This is a genomic window from Alteromonas lipotrueiana, from assembly GCF_019249245.1.
In the GTDB taxonomy this organism is placed as follows: domain Bacteria; phylum Pseudomonadota; class Gammaproteobacteria; order Enterobacterales; family Alteromonadaceae; genus Alteromonas; species Alteromonas lipotrueiana.
The window spans coordinates 1-16014 of record NZ_JAESDK010000034.1; the positions used below are offsets into that span (position 1 = coordinate 1).

The following is a 16014-nucleotide window of genomic DNA, read 5'->3' on the forward strand; positions in this document are numbered from 1 at the left end:
TGGACAATACTGATATGGACAGCCACTCCTGAAATTAACACTACCAGATGCACCGCTACCCCAATATGGACACCCACTAATATTGATATGGACAATACTGATATGGACAGCCACTCCTGAAATTAACACTACCAGATGCACCGCTACCCCAATATGGACACCCACCACCCATTAGACACCCACTTATATTTCTCTGCAGTATTCATTAAACTCTACACCGTTTCAAATAAAGCTATTTGGCGATAATCCGGCCTTCAAATTATTCGGTTTACGGAAAAGAGGGGGACCGTAATACAATATGAGCCCATGTAGAAGTTTTTTAAGAGACTTGAGCCAGAGAGGGCTGCGCCGGAAGATAATATGCGGGATATTTATTTATAGGTTACGACTCATGAAGGCTCGGCGACTGCTCAGGCGATAACTCTCCGACTTCGGTTTTCTAACTTCTGATGTATTGAAGACAAGCCTATTTTGGTAGCGAACTCGTTTTCAATATTGTTGATTAACCAGTACCAGTCGGTGATGTTCAGCCCCGCTTTCGCTAGTAGGGGGACCTCGTTTGTTATCCGGCCTCGTTTTGCGGGGTGAAACTGTCGGCTTGTTTCTTCAATGAGCTCAAAATAGTCAGAAAGCAGAAAAGGTAAACTGGCGGAGGTACGTTTATACGATTTTCCTTTAAAGGGCGAAAGCGCTTTGGGTTGTTTATTGTGTTTTATAGCACGTAAGCGTTTTCGGACACTGGTATGCAACGACTGCCCGGGAGTGCGCGCTATCCCGGCCCGAACCGGGTTTAAATCAACGTAGACCATACATGCAGCCAAGGCGGTTTCATCAAGCAAGGCCTGAGATTTAAACCTGCCTTCCCAGAAACGGCCGGTGCAATCATCTTCTTTGTTCGCTTGGCGGGCGATGTACTCATTAAGCAGCCGCATAAACCAGCTGATGTCATATAACCGTTCCCGATAAATCGCGGCGGTGTTTTCAACGGTTTCAATTTCAGCGGATGACATCGCGTTTCGTTCGACCAGGTTCAAATAACGTTGTGTTAAAACCGTTCCTTTATGGAGGCGATGCCAGCGCTGCAAAACCTGTTCGGTAGTCCACTGCACAGCAGTATTTCTATCGATATGCAACACCACATGAGTATGGTTGCTCATTACCGCATAAGCGCAGATATTAATGGCAAACACTGACCCTAAAAACAATAGCCGATTTTCAACCCACTGACGGCGATGTTCATAACTCTGGCCGCTAAATTTGTCTTTGCCACACAAAAAAGCGCGGCGAACACAGCGCGACACGCAATGATAATAGGGCGTATCAGAAAGGGATATCAGGCTTTTTCTGGGTCTGGGCATTAGCGATAAGTATGGTTTATAAACAGATGTGTCATTTTGCCTCGGTATCCAGGACTGGGCTACTGTCCTGTGTACCAGGATATGGATGTCCAATTCGAATCTTTAGGAAGTGGGTGTCCTGATTGAAGCTCAATTCGAATCCCAAGGAGATGGGTGTCCTGATTGCAGCTCGAATCTTAAGATGGTGGGTGTCCTGATTGAAGCTCTGATTAAAGCTTGTGGGTGTCCTGATTCAAGCTATCTGACCCTCATCCCGTTTTACACAGTAATTACTCTTAAATATTTATTTTACCTCACATGGCGATACTTCCTTCTGTTTAAGCCTTATTAAGACTGGAAAATGCAGGGCAATTTCCCTAGGATCGTCGCTCATTTGTTTTTAAAGGATCGTGCATTGAATTCTGGTGATGTTTCTTCCACATTAAACGCGCTAAAACAACAGCTGGCCAATACTATGAGCGCCGACCGCTTCAAACTGAAGCGGCGTATTGAAGTGGCGTCAAAAAAGCCGCTCTCAGAGCAGGCTGTGGAAAAACTCACACAGGCGGTAGAGCATTCGGTTAGCCGTCGACAAACCCGCCAGCATAATTTGCCGACGGTAAATTATCCTCCATTGCCGGTAAGTGACAAAAAGGACGATATTAAAGAGGCGATTGCCAATAACCAGGTGGTGATTGTAGCGGGGGAAACCGGCTCGGGTAAAACCACTCAGCTGCCTAAAATATGTCTGGAGCTTGGTCGTGGAGTAGGGGGCATGATTGCCCACACTCAGCCCAGGCGACTGGCAGCTCGCAGTGTGGCTAACCGTATTGCCGATGAGCTTGAAACTCCGTTAGGGGAAAAAGTCGGCTTTAAAATTCGGTTTTCAGATAATGTCAGCACAGACAGTTACATAAAACTGATGACCGACGGGATGCTGCTAGCTGAAATGCAACAGGATCGTTTTTTAAATCAATACGACACTATTATTATTGACGAGGCTCACGAGCGCAGTCTGAATATCGATTTTTTGCTGGGCTACTTAAAACAGCTGCTCAAAAAGCGCGCCGATTTAAAACTCATTATTACCTCAGCCACTATCGACCCACAGCGATTTTCCCGTCATTTTGATAACGCACCGGTAATCGAGGTAAGTGGCCGTACTTATCCCGTGGAAATTCGCTACCGGCCGACCAGCGAAATGGATAATGACATTGAACAAACCGAAGCGATTGTGGCCGCGGTAGACGAGCTTGAAAGCGAAGCGCCAGGTGATGTGCTGGTGTTTTTAAGTGGAGAACGCGAAATTCGAGACACTCAGGATGCTCTGGAAAAACAGCATTACCGGAATACCGAGGTCGTGCCCCTTTATGCGCGCCTATCGGCCAGTGAGCAAAATCGAATTTTCCAGTCCCACCAAGGCCGCCGGATTGTACTGGCGACGAATGTGGCCGAAACCTCGTTGACCGTACCGGGTATAAAATATGTCGTAGACCCGGGCATGGCGCGCATCTCTCGCTACAGTGCCCGTTCTAAAGTGCAGCGTTTGCCGATTGAAGCGATTTCACAAGCGTCAGCTAACCAGCGGGCGGGACGATGCGGTCGGGTATCGGAGGGTATCTGCATTCGTTTATATAGCGAAGAGGACTATTTAGGCAGACCAGAGTTTACTGACCCTGAAATTCTACGCACCAACCTGGCCTCGGTTATTCTACAGATGCTGGCATTAGGGCTGGGCGAGATCAGTCGTTTTCCATTTGTAGAGCCCCCCGATAGCCGAAACATCAATGATGGTTTTCGGCTGCTTGAAGAGATACAGGCGGTGGCTAAAAAGCAAGGTAAGATGCAACTTACCGAAGCTGGTCGTCAGATTGCCCGCCTTCCCATCGACCCGCGTTACGCTCGCATGGTGCTTGAAGCTAATCGCACCAACGCCTTAAAGGAAGTCATGATTATTGCGGCGGGGCTATCAATTCAGGACCCACGCGAACGGCCACAGGAAAAACGCCAGCAGGCCGACGAAGCTCATCGCGAATATGCAGATAAAGACTCTGATTTTATCAGCTTGCTCAATACCTGGAATGCGTTTCGTGAACAGCAAAACGCATTGTCGCAAAATCATTTAAGAAAATGGTGTAAAAGTCAGTTCTTAAATTACCTGCGCATGCGCGAATGGCAGGATATCGTAAGCCAGCTGAAAAAATCTTTAGCAGAGCTAAATTTAGGCTTTAGCAACCAGGATGCTGACTTTCAGTCTGTGCACCAGGCCATATGTGCCGGCTTGCTGTCACACATTGGTACAAAAGACAAAGACCGGGAATATTTAGGCGCGCGTAATACTCGATTTATGATCTTTCCGGGGTCGGGGCTGTCAAAAGCTCAACCAAAGTGGGTAATGGCCGCAGAGCTGGTCGAAACATCGAAGCTTTTTGCACGGGTTAATGCCCGTATCGATCCGGCCTGGGTTGAGCCTTTGGCCAAACATCTGACCCAGTCCAATTATGCCGAACCTCACTGGTCTAAAAAGCGCGGGGCGGTTATTGCCTACGAAAAAGTGACATTGTTCGGCTTGCCAATTGTGGCAAAACGCCCAGTGCTATACAGCGATATAGATCCCGCATTATGTCATGAGCTGTTTATACGCGAAGCATTGGTAAACGGCGATACCAAACTAAATTTTCCGTTTATGGAAGACAACCAGGCGTTGCTGGCTCAGGCAGATGAGCTGGAACAAAAAGTTCGCCGCCGTGATCTTATGGTTGAAGAAGATACCCTGGTCGAATTTTATGCCAATCGCTTGCCTGAAGAAGTAAACAATGAAGCGGCGTTTAAAAAGTGGTTCAAGCATAACAATAAAACAGTTAATTTAACTTTCACCGAGCAAGATGTTTATAAACAGCAGCCTGATGCGGTTGAAAACGGATACCCCGACGCTTGGAAACAGGGCAATATCACCCTACCTTTATCGTATCATTTTGAGCCTAATGCCCCTGATGATGGCGTTACCGTGAACATTCCTTTGCCTGTACTCAACCAGGTTGATGATGTGGGGTTTGACTGGCAGGTTCCGGGGCTTCGTCATGCATTAATTGTGGCATTGATAAAAGGTCTGCCCAAGCGCTTACGCAGAAACTTTGTACCGGCCCCAAATTTTGCTGAAGCCTGTCTGGCTGACATCCATATGCAGGATAAAAAAGGCTACCCAATTCGGCTGCTTGATGCGTTAGAAGAAAAGCTCAGAAAAATGACCGGGGTGGTCATTGACTCTCAAGAGTGGAATACCGAGCAATTGGACACCCACCTGAAAATGCACTTTGCCGTGGTTAACAATGAGCGTAAAGTTATTGCCATGGGCGATAACCTGCATCAGGTCAAACAACAGTGCCAGGGTAAGGTGCAGCAAACCTTCGAAAAAGCCGCAACGCCTGAACTTGAGCGAAAAGATCTGCAAAAATGGGATTTTGAATCGTTACCAGAAACATTTGTTCAAAAAGTTGGAGGATTCGAAGTTCAGGCGTATCCGGCACTTGTCAGGCAAGGCAATAAAGTAGATATCGTGTTGGTCGACGAACCCGCTAAAGCGGCTGAGCAGCATACTCAGGGCGTGAATATTCTGATAAAAAATGCCATTCCATCTCCGCTGAGTCATTTGCAAAGCAAACTGCCGAATAAAGCCAAGCTGGGTTTGTATTTCAATCCTTTTGGTCAGGTTAAGGCACTTATCGATGACTGTATATTTGCCGGAATAGATGCACTTCGAAATGATTTTGAAAGCAAATATGATAAACCAATTCGTACTGAGTCAGAATTTCGTCAGGCCGTAGACCATGTCCGCGCCCATATAAACGATAAAGTGCTGGTTATTGCCGAGCAGGTAGAAACTGGTTTGACACTAGCGCATCAGTGTCAAAAACAAATGAAAGGCAATGTTCCGCTTACAATGGTCAGTGCGATGGGCGATATAAAGTCCCACCTGAATTCTTTAGTATATCCTGGCTTTGTAAGCGAGATAGGTGCCCAGCGTCTGAACGACTGGAACCGCTACTTAAAAGGGCTGGCCCGGCGTTTAGAAAAGCTGCCGATAGATCCCACCCGCGACCGACAGGCGCAGATGAGTATTGAAAAAGTGGTCGCAGAATCTGAAAAAGTCAGGTCTCGTTATCCGCCAGGTAAACAACCCGAAGCGTTAGCTGAGGTTCGGTGGATGTTAGAAGAACTGCGGGTGTCATTGTTTGCTCAACAGCTAGGCACAGCCTACCCGATATCGGTTAAGCGTATACAAAATTATCTGGCCGATTTTTAAGCCAAAATGGCGCTTTACAACGTACTAACGAACCTAAGCTGATATGACCATAGCATAGCTCAGGGAGGCATCGGTTGTCGTGCCGGTTGACAAGCACAGCTTCACCCCCTATAACGAATATATCAGCAATTTTATTAAATAATATCAACCGGCTCAGAAGTCAGGAGATGTAAGATGTTGGGATACGACGACAAGCGTAACTTTTTTCGCATGATGGTCAATTCACCATGTCAGGTGCAAATAAATGACGATGAATCGAGTCGAACGTTGCAGGCGGTTTGTAAAGATATAAGTGCCACAGGCATGTCTTTAGAGGTTGATGAGCCTTCAGTTGAGTTGGGTACCGATGTTACTGTTTCTATCGAGTCTACCAGTTCGCAAATACCTTCATTGTCGGCTACGGCTACCGTGGTCAGATGCGTTGAAGAGTCAGCGAATAGCTGCATTATAGGTATTGAAATCTCTGAAATGAAATAGTTTGTCACAGCAATTCAGATGCGGCTAAACAGCACAAGCGTCTGAGCTTGCGAATGTGCAGGATATACACTTGCCAATGTCGCAGCGGAGCACTATCGCCTCCAAAAGCCCGGTTTTGAGCCGGGCTTTTGTTTGCCTGCAAAGTAATAAAGTGCGCGGGCATAAGATCATTAAAACAGTATGTCAGAATTTCAAAAAGACAATTAAAACTCCCGCGTTCTGAGTGACAGGTTTAATCTGCTACCTGACATATCAGGCCTTTTAAATAATAGCCTTCGGGATAGGTGGTTTTGACCGGATGATCGGCTGCCTGCGATAGCCGTTCAATAATTTTGACAGTACGGCCCGCATCCAGTGCGGCATCTGCAACAATTTTTTGAAACAAATCTGCTGGCATCAACCCAGAACAACTGAATGTGAGCAACAACCCGCCCGGTTTCACCGCATGTATGCCATACATATTAATATCTTTGTAACCCCGCGCTGCGCGGTTTAGCGTGGCTTTGCTGTCTACAAATTTTGGCGGGTCAAGAATAACCATATCAAACTGCTCGCCGGTTTCATGATAACGGCGCAACACCTCAAAAACGTCACCCTGAACCATAGAAACTTTGCTTTCATCTAACTGATTGAGCTTAATATGCTGGCGGGCAAGTTCTAAAGCCGGTGCTGACACATCCACGTTGGTAACGTGCTTAGCGCCGCCAGCCAGGGCGAAGCAAGAGAAGGTGCCGGTGTAGCTAAAGCAATTGAGTACCGTTTTATCATGGGCATAATGCCCGGCGCGGGCTCGGGCATCGCGCTGATCCAGGTAAAAACCGGTTTTATGACCGTTTTCAATATCAACATTAATTCGCAGGTTGTTTTCAAGAATTTCGACTGTGCCCGGTGCGTCACCCCGAATAGGGCCGGTTACCGGCTCCAGCCCTTCTTTTTTACGAACATCAACATCTGAACGCTCATAAATACTGATACCCTCAAACAGTTTTTCAAGAGCCCATACTAATTTATCGCGCTGCTTTTCGGCGCCGGCGCTTAATAGCTGCAATACGGCCACCTTGTCGTACATATCAATAGTAATACCAGGCAGGCCGTCAGATTCGGCCGCAATTAACCGGTATCCGGTAGTGGTGCTAAAATTCAGCACGCTTTTTCGCAGCGTCAGGGCTTGTTGTAAGCGACGCATAAAAAAGCCATTGTCGACCGGCTCGTTTTTATCAAATGTCCATATTCTTACCCGAATTTGCGATTCGGGGGAATAGGCCCCGCGCCCCAGCCATTCGCCTGTGCTGCTAATCACATCTACTGTATCACCGCTACGAGCCCGCCCAGCTACCGTTTCTACTGCTGAAGCAAAAACCCAGGGATGATGACGTTTTAAAGACTTTTCACGTTCGGGCATAAGTGTGAGGGTGGCAGACATAAGCAAATAACACTGGTGAAGAATGAGGCGCGCAGTATACCCAGAATCATCTTAATTCACTACCGGTACGTAGCAATGTCCATTCACCCAATAAATACGACGAGAGAAAATGCGATTCATTAATTTTGAAGAGGGCAGCGGCCCACAAGAACTGTTTATCGATGAAACGCAAGCGCCCGAATTAAGCGCTGGTAAAGTTATTATTCAGGTGCATGCGTTTGGCATAAACCGCGCCGATACTCTGCAGCGTCAGGGTAAATACCCACCGCCACCGGGTGAAAGCTCTATTTTGGGTCTTGAGGCTGCCGGCGAGATTATTGCGGTGGCCGACGATGTTAGCCAGTGGCGGGTAGGCGATAAAGTGTTTGGCCTGATGCCCGGAGGGGGGTATGCCGAACAGGCGATTGTAGATGCGGGGCATTTGATGCCGTTACCGTCCGGTGTGTCGATGGAGGCAGCTGCGGGTTTGGCTGAAGTGTTCTTAACGGCTTATCAGGCTTTGTTTTCAATTTGCGATGTGCAATCGGGTGAGCGTGCATTAATTCATGCCGGAGCGAGTGGTGTAGGGTTAGCAGCGTTGCAGCTGTGTCGGCTTAAAGATATAAAAACGGCGGTAACTGCATCAAGTAGTCAAAAGTTGGAGTCGTGCAAGCAGATGGGCGCAACGCTTTTAATCAACTATAAAACTCAGGATTTTGCAGAAGAGCTAAGCGCGCAGTGGCAGGATGGCGTTAATGCGATTGTGGATTTTGTCGGGGGCGATTATCTCAATCGAAATCTTCAGGTATTGGCAAAAGACGGCAGCATTGTCTACCTGGCTATGTTGGCAGGGCGCTATGCTGACTCATTAGATATGGCTTTGATGCTGACTAAACGTGCTCGTATTCAGGGGTCTACTTTACGCTCGCGTACAGATGAGTATAAAAGTGCATTGATTAGCGCGTTTACACGGGACTTTTTAGGCGAATTTGCGACCGGTAACTTGCAGGTGAACCTGGATACGGTATTAGACGTTGATGATATCGGTAAAGCGCACCAAAAACTTGAACAAAATGATACCCAGGGCAAAGTTGTTGTGCGTTGGTAGGTAATTAAGCCAAAAGGGCGGGCTCTTTGCGACCCGGCTCGGCTCACTGGGTTTTCATGGTCACCTGAATACTACGATACAGAAGCAAAATTTATGAACACTGACTCAACCTGAGTCAGTGTGATTACCAGTCCAAATTTGACGGCATAATTGCCTGGCAATTTTGTGAATATGACCTTTTCTATTGCGTTTATTCTTGTTCAGATTTTGGCTGTCCGTGTTCATTCAAAATTTGCTCGCCGTCTTCTTTAAAGTAAGGCCCGGCGGGCCACTTGTCGATTAAATCCAGTATCGTTTCACTTGGCCGACACAGCTTAACGCCCTTTGCAGAACATACAATCGGACGGTTTACCAATACCGGATGCTCAAGCATTGCTGAGATGATGGCGTCATCTGATACGTTTTCATCAAGTAACCCTAATTCTTTTGCAGGCGACTTTGTCGTTCTCAGCGCTTCGCGCGGAGTAATATTAGCTGCAGCAAAAAGCCCGAGTAGTTGATTTTTGGTCCAGCCATCCTTTAAATAATCTATAATGACCGGTGAGTATCCAGCATCCTGAATTACCCGTAACACGTTTCTTGACGTACCACAGTCTGGGTTGTGATGAATAACAATCATAACTTAACCTAATCTTTTCATCTTAATAAAAAGCATCAAAAAAGTGTGATGCTATCAAGCATGTCTAACCACTTTTCTTTGTATCTTTGTGCGGCTAAATCAGGTGCTACCCAGCCGCGACTACGCCTATTACTAATGCGTTGAAGACGCCTGGGTGAGCACATAATACGCTTTATTCCTGGAACCAATGACGCGTTCGGTTTGCAAACCATACCAGCGACAGCATGACAGGCACTTCGACTAAAACCCCAACAACGGTAGCCAATGCTGCTCCTGAATGCAGTCCAAACACCGAAATCGCCACCGCTACCGCCAACTCAAAGAAGTTAGATGTGCCAATCATGCAGGCCGGGGCAGCAACGTTATGCGGTAGCTTCATCTGTTTTGCTATAAAATAAGCAATGGCAAAGATACCGTAGGTTTGAATCAGCAAAGGAATAGCAATCAGTACAATTGCTTGAGGTTGAGCCAGTATCGTCTCAGATTGAAAACCGAACAGTAAAGCGACAGTTGCCAATAGCCCCACTATCGACCAGGGCTTCATGGTTGCTAAAAACTGATTCAGCCGAGTATGGTCATTAGCTTTGTCTAGCTTTTTACGTGTTATTGCGCCTGCCACCAGAGGAATTAGCACATACAGGACAACAGACAGAAATAGGGTATCCCAGGGCACGGTGATATCTGTCACGCCCAGTAACAACCCTGCAATTGGCGCAAAGGCAAATATCATAATAATGTCGTTGATGGATACCTGTACCAGCGTGTAGTTGGCGTCGCCTTTAGTAAGCTGACTCCAGACAAATACCATCGCGGTGCATGGGGCCACGCCTAACAATATCATGCCTGCGATATATTCGGTCGCCGTTTGCGGGTCTACCCAGTCAGCAAACAACCCTTTAAAAAATAGCCAGCCAAGAAAAGCCATGGTAAACGGTTTAATTAACCAGTTAATCACCAGGGTTAACGCAAGCCCTTTAGGTTTTTTACCCACATCTTTTAGTGAGGAAAAATCAATTTGCACCATCATTGGAAAAATCATCAGCCAGATAAGAACGGCAATCACAAGATTAACGTGCGCGTACTCAATGTTGGCGATGACTGTAAAGGCATCAGGTGCAATGCTACCAAGCAGAATGCCAATCGCGATGGCAATGCCCACCCACACTGACATATAACGTTCAAATAAACCCATGTAACCTCCTTAAATCGAACGCTGGTTGACACGCTGACTTACTTGCTCAGCCGACTCTACACGTTCAGAATATCTGTCAACGAAATAGTCTTTATTGTTTCGAAGTAATAAAGTGAACTTCATTAACTCCTCCATCACATCAACAATGCGATTGTAATAAGAGGACGGTTTCATCCTTTCATTGTCGTCAAACTCAAGAAAGGCTTTCGCCACGCTTGACTGGTTTGGAATAGTCACCATGCGCATCCATCGACCTAAAACGCGTAACTGATTTACCACGTTGAACGACTGAGAACCTCCACACACCTGCATTACTGCCAGGGTTTTGCCTTGAGTAGGACGCACACTGCCAATGCTTAATGGTACCCAGTCTATCTGGCTCTTAAATATGCCAGTCATTGAGCCGTGACGTTCTGGTGAACACCATACTTGTCCTTCTGACCACATCATGAGCTCTCTGAGTTCTTTCACCTTGGGATGATTCTCATCTTCGGTGTCGGTTTGAGGCAGGCCTTCGGGGTTAAATATTTTTACTTCTGCCCCCATACGCGACAAAAGACGGGCACACTCTTCAACGACCAGGCGGCTGAAAGACCGTTTACGCAATGAGCCGTAGAGCAGAAGAATACGCGGCGCATGGTCAGTCTGGGTGGGCTGACACTTATCAAATGTCGGAATATCAAGCTGCAACTCATCAATATTCGGAAGGGTGGTGTTCTGGCTCATCGTTTATTGTGCTCCTAACCTGGTTAATTCAGCTTTAAGTTCGGCAGGCGAAAGGCCTTTTTCTGCTATCAGAAGCAGCTTGTTAACCCGCTGCGTAATTTGGTCAATACACGCACGGAAGCCTTGTGCTTTTTCTTGTTCACTGCCTTCAATTTTGGAAGGATCAGCTAATCCCCAATGCACCTTAACGGCATTGCCAAACCAAACCGGACAAGCCTCTCCGGCAGCAGAATCGCATACGGTAATAACCACATCGGGCTTGAAATCTTCAAAGTCATCCCATGATTGGCTTTGCAGATCTCCGGTAAAAATGTTGGCTTCTTTCAGATAATGAATAGACAGCGGATGGACTTTACCAGAAGGCTGACTTCCGGCACTTTTCGCACTAATAGATTGACCAGCCACATGATTGGTAATCGCTTCAGATAAGATACTTCTGCAACGGTTGTGTGTGCAGATATAAAGAATTTTCATGAGTATTCCTTGTGATTAACAGGACGAAGCTTGCACTTTAGATGCATTCAGTTTTGCTAAGGCATCAGAAAAATAATTATGATTGTGTTCAACCGTTTGGCGGATAACGTCTTTTGCCCACTCTGGTAGCTGCTCATGAAGTCGGTAATATACCCACTTGCCGCGGCGTTCATCTCGCAAAATATTACATTTGCGTAGCTCGGCGAGGTGGCGTGACACTTTGGGCTGATCCAGTTCAAGTGCAGCCATGAGGTCGCACACACAGGCTTCTTCAAGTTGGCTGATAATCAAAACGGACTTCAGCCGGGTGTCATCGGACAAGCATTTGAAAAACTGCAAAGGAGTCATATTTCACATCTCTTAAACCACATATGTGAAATATAACATATGTGGTTCTCCATATGTCAATGTTATTTTGCTATTGCGTATCTTGCGGGCGTTGTAGGTAAAGGTTAAAAATAATACAAGACGTTAGGCGGGATGATCTGTGGACTTTGAGTTTGAGACACGCGAACAAGCAGCGAACGAACAACCAGGACAGTCACTCTTAATAAACCAACAGAACAGCCACTCTATCCAACTACAGTGGCTCTTTACGTAAAAACTGCTCGCCTTCATCTTTACGCTAACCTAAACCCAGACTGATAGAGTCGCGATTAAGGCCATACCGTTTCTGCTTTTGTAGTAATGAAAAAGGTGTGCCCGCACACATATCCGAGGCGAGATAATGTCTGCAAAACTCTGGGTAAGACCTATTTCACTTGCTAGTTCTATTCAATGCCTGCTAGAAGGGTTGAGAAAACCTGAGGAATGGGTGGTGGTAATAAAAATACGTTTTGAAGTCTTGAGATGGCTATTTAAGTAGTTGAGCTTCATTTTTAGCCCATGCGATCAGTTTTAACGCTGATTCACTTGTAGTTTAACCAGATAATGGCCGCACTATAGCTGTACGCGCTAGCATGGCTACTCTCTTTGCCTTCTTTGCCTTCTTTGGCATCTGCAACAACCAAGCAACAAGCAACGTAACAGTTGGGAAAACCCGTGGATGGAGAAGGGATGCATTGCCGCAACCAGATAAAGAGCTGAGGGAGAACGGTTTTTTATCAAAGCACCGCACAGACCCACACCAACTTGGTAAAACCGGGCACTTTGTTCTGTGGTCTGTATACACGCAGGGCCCTAAACAAAGGGCCACGCAGGTATGTTCAATGTTTCAGTAACGCTAAAGAAACGTTAACGACCGATTCATTCGCGAATAACGCCATATATAGGCTATGCTTCGCTGTTAAAGCCCGGGTCAGGCTTTGAAGGCGATTCGGCGGCGGTCCGTGCCAGTTTATCGCAGCGTTCGTTTTCAGGATGGCCAGAATGCCCCTTTACCCAGTGCCAGGATACCTTATGTTTGCTTACCGCTTCGTCTAACTGGCGCCAAAGATCGGCATTCTTAACCGGCTTTTTACTGGCGGTGCGCCAGCCATTTTTACGCCAGTTGTGAATCCATTGGTTGATGCCGTTTTTAACATACTGACTGTCGGTAGTTAAGTCGACGGTGCAAGGCTCATTCAACGCGTTCAGCGCTGCGACTGCGGCCAGCAACTCCATGCGATTATTCGTGGTTTCAAAATACCCTTCGCTTATCTCTTTTCTATGTGTATTGTAAATCATGACTGCACCATAACCGCCGGGGCCAGGATTCCCTAAACACGAGCCGTCGGTGTAAATATCAATTGATTTGTTGGCCACTGCCACTCCTTTTTTTCGCTGTTATGCATGGTCACCAGATTTGGACTTGGTATACTATCAAAAAAGCCCGCTTGTTGAGATTGTTCTATGCGCCAAATTGTACTGGATACAGAAACCACAGGTATTGAGCCTCGCGAAGGCCACCGTATTATTGAAATAGGGTGTGTGGAATTGATTGATCGTAAGCTTACAGGTAATCATTTTCATGTATACATTAATCCGCAGCGCGAAATTGAAGCTGAAGCCATTGAAGTCCATGGCATAACTAACGAGTTTTTACGCGATAAGCCCGTTTTTAGTGATGTGGCTGAAGATTTTATTGAGTTTATCAAAGGAGCACAGCTGGTTATTCATAATGCCCCCTTTGATGTTGGCTTTATGAATCATGAGTTCGCCCTGAACGGCCCAACCTCAGCGGTAAAAACCAAAGATATTTGTGAGGTGCTTGATACGCTGGCGCTGGCCCGAAAAATTCACCCTGGCCAAAAAAACAACCTTGATGCATTGTGTAAGCGCTACGGTATAGATAACAGCCATCGAGAGCTTCACGGCGCTTTATTAGACTCGGAAATTCTGGCCGATGTCTATTTGTTAATGACAGGCGGCCAGACAAAACTGAACTTGCTGGGACAGGGTGCAGGCAACGAACAGGATACAATGAGTGTACGTCGGGTTCAGCGCAGCGCAAATAAATTAAAGGTTATTAAAGCCAGCGCCGATGAAGTAGAACAACATGAAGCGCGATTAGATATCGTACAAAACAGTGGTGGGCAATGTTTGTGGCGAGCAAACCAAGACGAATAACGTGTCTGGTCAATTTACTACTAATGGCAGCAGCAGCGACAGTAATCGCTGCCATGCCGTTAGCGACAGCAGCACAACAAACGCCAGCAACGCAATCCTCACCACCTGAAGACATTATTCAGGAATTGGGTAACAACTATCAAAATTCTATAACCCTGCTACAAAATCGCTTCAGGGTCGATCATAATGTTGATGAAGTTACCATGGTGTTTTTTCGCGAATACGGTTCTGCCCCGGTAGTGCTGGTGCGCCCCGATGGTTCAAAAATTTTTCAGACACGAGCCGAGCAGGAAAACGCTCAATGGTTTGATGCCGATACTTACGACATGATTACCATCAAAAACCCGGTTCCCGGGCCCTGGCAGGCGGTAGGGCAAATTAAACCTGACAGTCGTATAATGGTGGTCTCAGATATTGCGCTAAACGCGCCATCATTGCCCACTACCTTATTCTCGGGCGAAATACTTAAACAAACCGCTACCTTAACCAACGGTGCTAAACCTATCGCTCAGGCAGACTTTCGGCGAGTCGTTGAACTACAAATTGAGCTTATTTCGACTGATAATCCTAACTACGATAATTTTAAAGCCGAAAACCAGGTTATTGCTACCTTTGAAGATAACGGGCGCGGAATGGACGAGCGCCCCGGTGACGGCATATTTACTGGCCAATTTAATTTATCGATTGAGGCCGGAGAATGGACCCCGGTATTTAGTGTAACCACCCCAATGTTCTCAAGAGAGCAGGCAGGCAGTGCGTTTGTCCTGCATAAAAATCCAATTAGTTTACGTACTACACTGGCTCAGGATAAAACCGAAGATGCGGAAAATTATCATACGTTGCATATTGATGTGGATAAAAAGCATGTTGATGTTACGACGCTACTCATTGACGGTAAGGTGCGCTATCCCAATGGCGATGTGCACACATTTTCGCTTACCGAGCCGACGGCCGCCGATCGTTACTACAACCTGGTGGCCTTAGATAAAGGAAAGTTTACCGTAAAGCTGACCGCCTATGGCAAAACTACCGAAGACCGCGATTTTATTTTAAACGTGCCTGAATATAGTTTTGAGGTTTTGCCTGAACCCCCAGCGGCAATCGATGAGCCTGCATCAGCACAAGCTGGTGCTGTAATTGACTCTGAAGCTATGCCTCTACCTGAGTTGGCAGCATCTGCAAACCCCGGCAAAGAGTCGCCAGAGTCTATGAGCCAAAATACATTGATGCTCACCTTAGCGCTGGTAAATGGCACAATTTTGCTAATAGTGGGACTGGTGGTAGCGTTCGTGCTTTGGCGGCGAAAGAATGGACCCGGCACAGACACGCGAAGCCCGGTTTCAGATATAAATAACAATGATAATCCGTCGGCTAACTCAATGTTTACCTCCTTAAAAGCCAGGGTGATGGCAGTTTTTCAAAAAAAACCAAAAGAGGGGGCGTCAGACTAGCCTGATAACAGGCCACCACGCTCTTTTTGGTTCTATATTTCATCATTGTGATGAATAATCATTCAATCAGACGGTTTTATGTTTTTTTGTGGCAAAAAAGCGTTGACTCTTAAAATTGATAACCGTATTATCTGCGCCGCAGTGAGGGGGAACGGTCTTCAATAGAATGATTCCAACTTGCTGAAAGTATTAAAAAAGTGGAGCGGTAGTTCAGTTGGTTAGAATACCGGCCTGTCACGCCGGGGGTCGCGGGTTCGAGTCCCGTCCGCTCCGCCATTCATAGATAAAGAGCTTTACCGTTGTGGAGCGGTAGTTCAGTTGGTTAGAATACCGGCCTGTCACGCCGGGGGTCGCGGGTTCGAGTCCCGTCCGCTCCGC

13 protein-coding genes and 2 tRNA genes are annotated in these 16014 nt (G+C 46.7%); 7 read left to right on the forward strand and 8 right to left on the reverse strand.

The window, feature by feature from the left end; translation table 11 throughout:
• Positions 1-410: 410 nt before the first annotated feature.
• On the reverse strand, positions 411-1358 hold the full coding sequence (locus tag JK130_RS16355; RefSeq protein ID WP_218355407.1) for a transposase: 948 nt from the start codon (positions 1356-1358) through the stop codon (positions 411-413).
• A gap of 454 nt (positions 1359-1812) precedes the next feature.
• Here JK130_RS16355 and hrpA point away from each other — a divergent pair, with 454 nt between their 5' ends.
• Complete coding sequence (gene hrpA / locus JK130_RS16360; protein WP_246587852.1) at positions 1813-5640, forward strand: ATP-dependent RNA helicase HrpA; 3828 nt, start codon at positions 1813-1815, stop codon at positions 5638-5640.
• Positions 5641-5814: 174 nt separating this feature from the next.
• Positions 5815-6117: a PilZ domain-containing protein gene (locus JK130_RS16365; protein WP_218355409.1), complete on the forward strand. Its 303-nt coding sequence runs from the start codon at positions 5815-5817 to the stop codon at positions 6115-6117.
• 232 nt (positions 6118-6349) lie between these two features.
• Here JK130_RS16365 and JK130_RS16370 read toward each other — a convergent pair whose 3' ends face one another.
• Entirely contained in the window at positions 6350-7540 is a 1191-nt protein-coding gene (locus tag JK130_RS16370; RefSeq protein ID WP_218355410.1) for a class I SAM-dependent rRNA methyltransferase, read from the reverse strand.
• 109 nt (positions 7541-7649) lie between these two features.
• On the opposite strand from JK130_RS16370, the gene JK130_RS16375 reads away from it, so the two are divergent.
• Entirely contained in the window at positions 7650-8627 is a 978-nt protein-coding gene (locus JK130_RS16375; RefSeq protein WP_218355411.1) for an NAD(P)H-quinone oxidoreductase, read from the forward strand.
• Positions 8628-8817: 190 nt separating this feature from the next.
• Here the strand turns inward: JK130_RS16375 and arsC are convergent, their stop codons facing one another.
• From arsC to rnhA, 6 genes are all read right to left on the reverse strand, one after another.
• Positions 8818-9246, reverse strand: coding sequence for an arsenate reductase (glutaredoxin) (gene arsC, locus JK130_RS16380; protein WP_218355412.1), 429 nt, complete (start codon positions 9244-9246; stop codon positions 8818-8820).
• 172 nt (positions 9247-9418) lie between these two features.
• Positions 9419-10438 (reverse strand): ACR3 family arsenite efflux transporter, encoded by a 1020-nt coding sequence (arsB, locus tag JK130_RS16385; protein ID WP_218355413.1) that lies wholly within the window; start codon positions 10436-10438, stop codon positions 9419-9421.
• 9 nt (positions 10439-10447) lie between these two features.
• Positions 10448-11164: an arsenical resistance protein ArsH gene (gene arsH / locus JK130_RS16390; RefSeq protein WP_218355414.1), complete on the reverse strand. Its 717-nt coding sequence runs from the start codon at positions 11162-11164 to the stop codon at positions 10448-10450.
• A 3-nt stretch (positions 11165-11167) separates the two neighbouring features.
• Positions 11168-11638 carry an arsenate reductase ArsC gene (locus JK130_RS16395; protein ID WP_218355415.1) on the reverse strand — a complete coding sequence of 157 codons (471 nt, stop codon included), beginning with the start codon at positions 11636-11638 and terminating at the stop codon, positions 11168-11170.
• Positions 11639-11653: 15 nt separating this feature from the next.
• Positions 11654-11986: a metalloregulator ArsR/SmtB family transcription factor gene (locus JK130_RS16400; protein WP_218355416.1), complete on the reverse strand. Its 333-nt coding sequence runs from the start codon at positions 11984-11986 to the stop codon at positions 11654-11656.
• A 924-nt stretch (positions 11987-12910) separates the two neighbouring features.
• The gene (rnhA, locus tag JK130_RS16405; protein WP_218355417.1) at positions 12911-13381 is read right to left on the reverse strand and encodes a ribonuclease HI; all 471 of its coding nucleotides are present in this window, start codon (positions 13379-13381) and stop codon (positions 12911-12913) included.
• 87 nt (positions 13382-13468) lie between these two features.
• Between rnhA and dnaQ the strand changes: the two genes are divergently transcribed.
• The 4 genes from dnaQ (at position 13469) to JK130_RS16425 (ending at position 16013) form a co-directional block, all read left to right on the forward strand.
• Positions 13469-14185: a DNA polymerase III subunit epsilon gene (gene dnaQ, locus JK130_RS16410; protein ID WP_218355418.1), complete on the forward strand. Its 717-nt coding sequence runs from the start codon at positions 13469-13471 to the stop codon at positions 14183-14185.
• Between the two features lie 53 nt (positions 14186-14238).
• Positions 14239-15636 carry a TIGR03503 family protein gene (locus JK130_RS16415; RefSeq protein ID WP_246587851.1) on the forward strand — a complete coding sequence of 466 codons (1398 nt, stop codon included), beginning with the start codon at positions 14239-14241 and terminating at the stop codon, positions 15634-15636.
• A gap of 199 nt (positions 15637-15835) precedes the next feature.
• Positions 15836-15912 (forward strand) — tRNA-Asp (locus JK130_RS16420).
• A gap of 27 nt (positions 15913-15939) precedes the next feature.
• Positions 15940-16013 (forward strand) — tRNA-Asp (locus JK130_RS16425).
• Position 16014 lies beyond the last annotated feature (1 nt).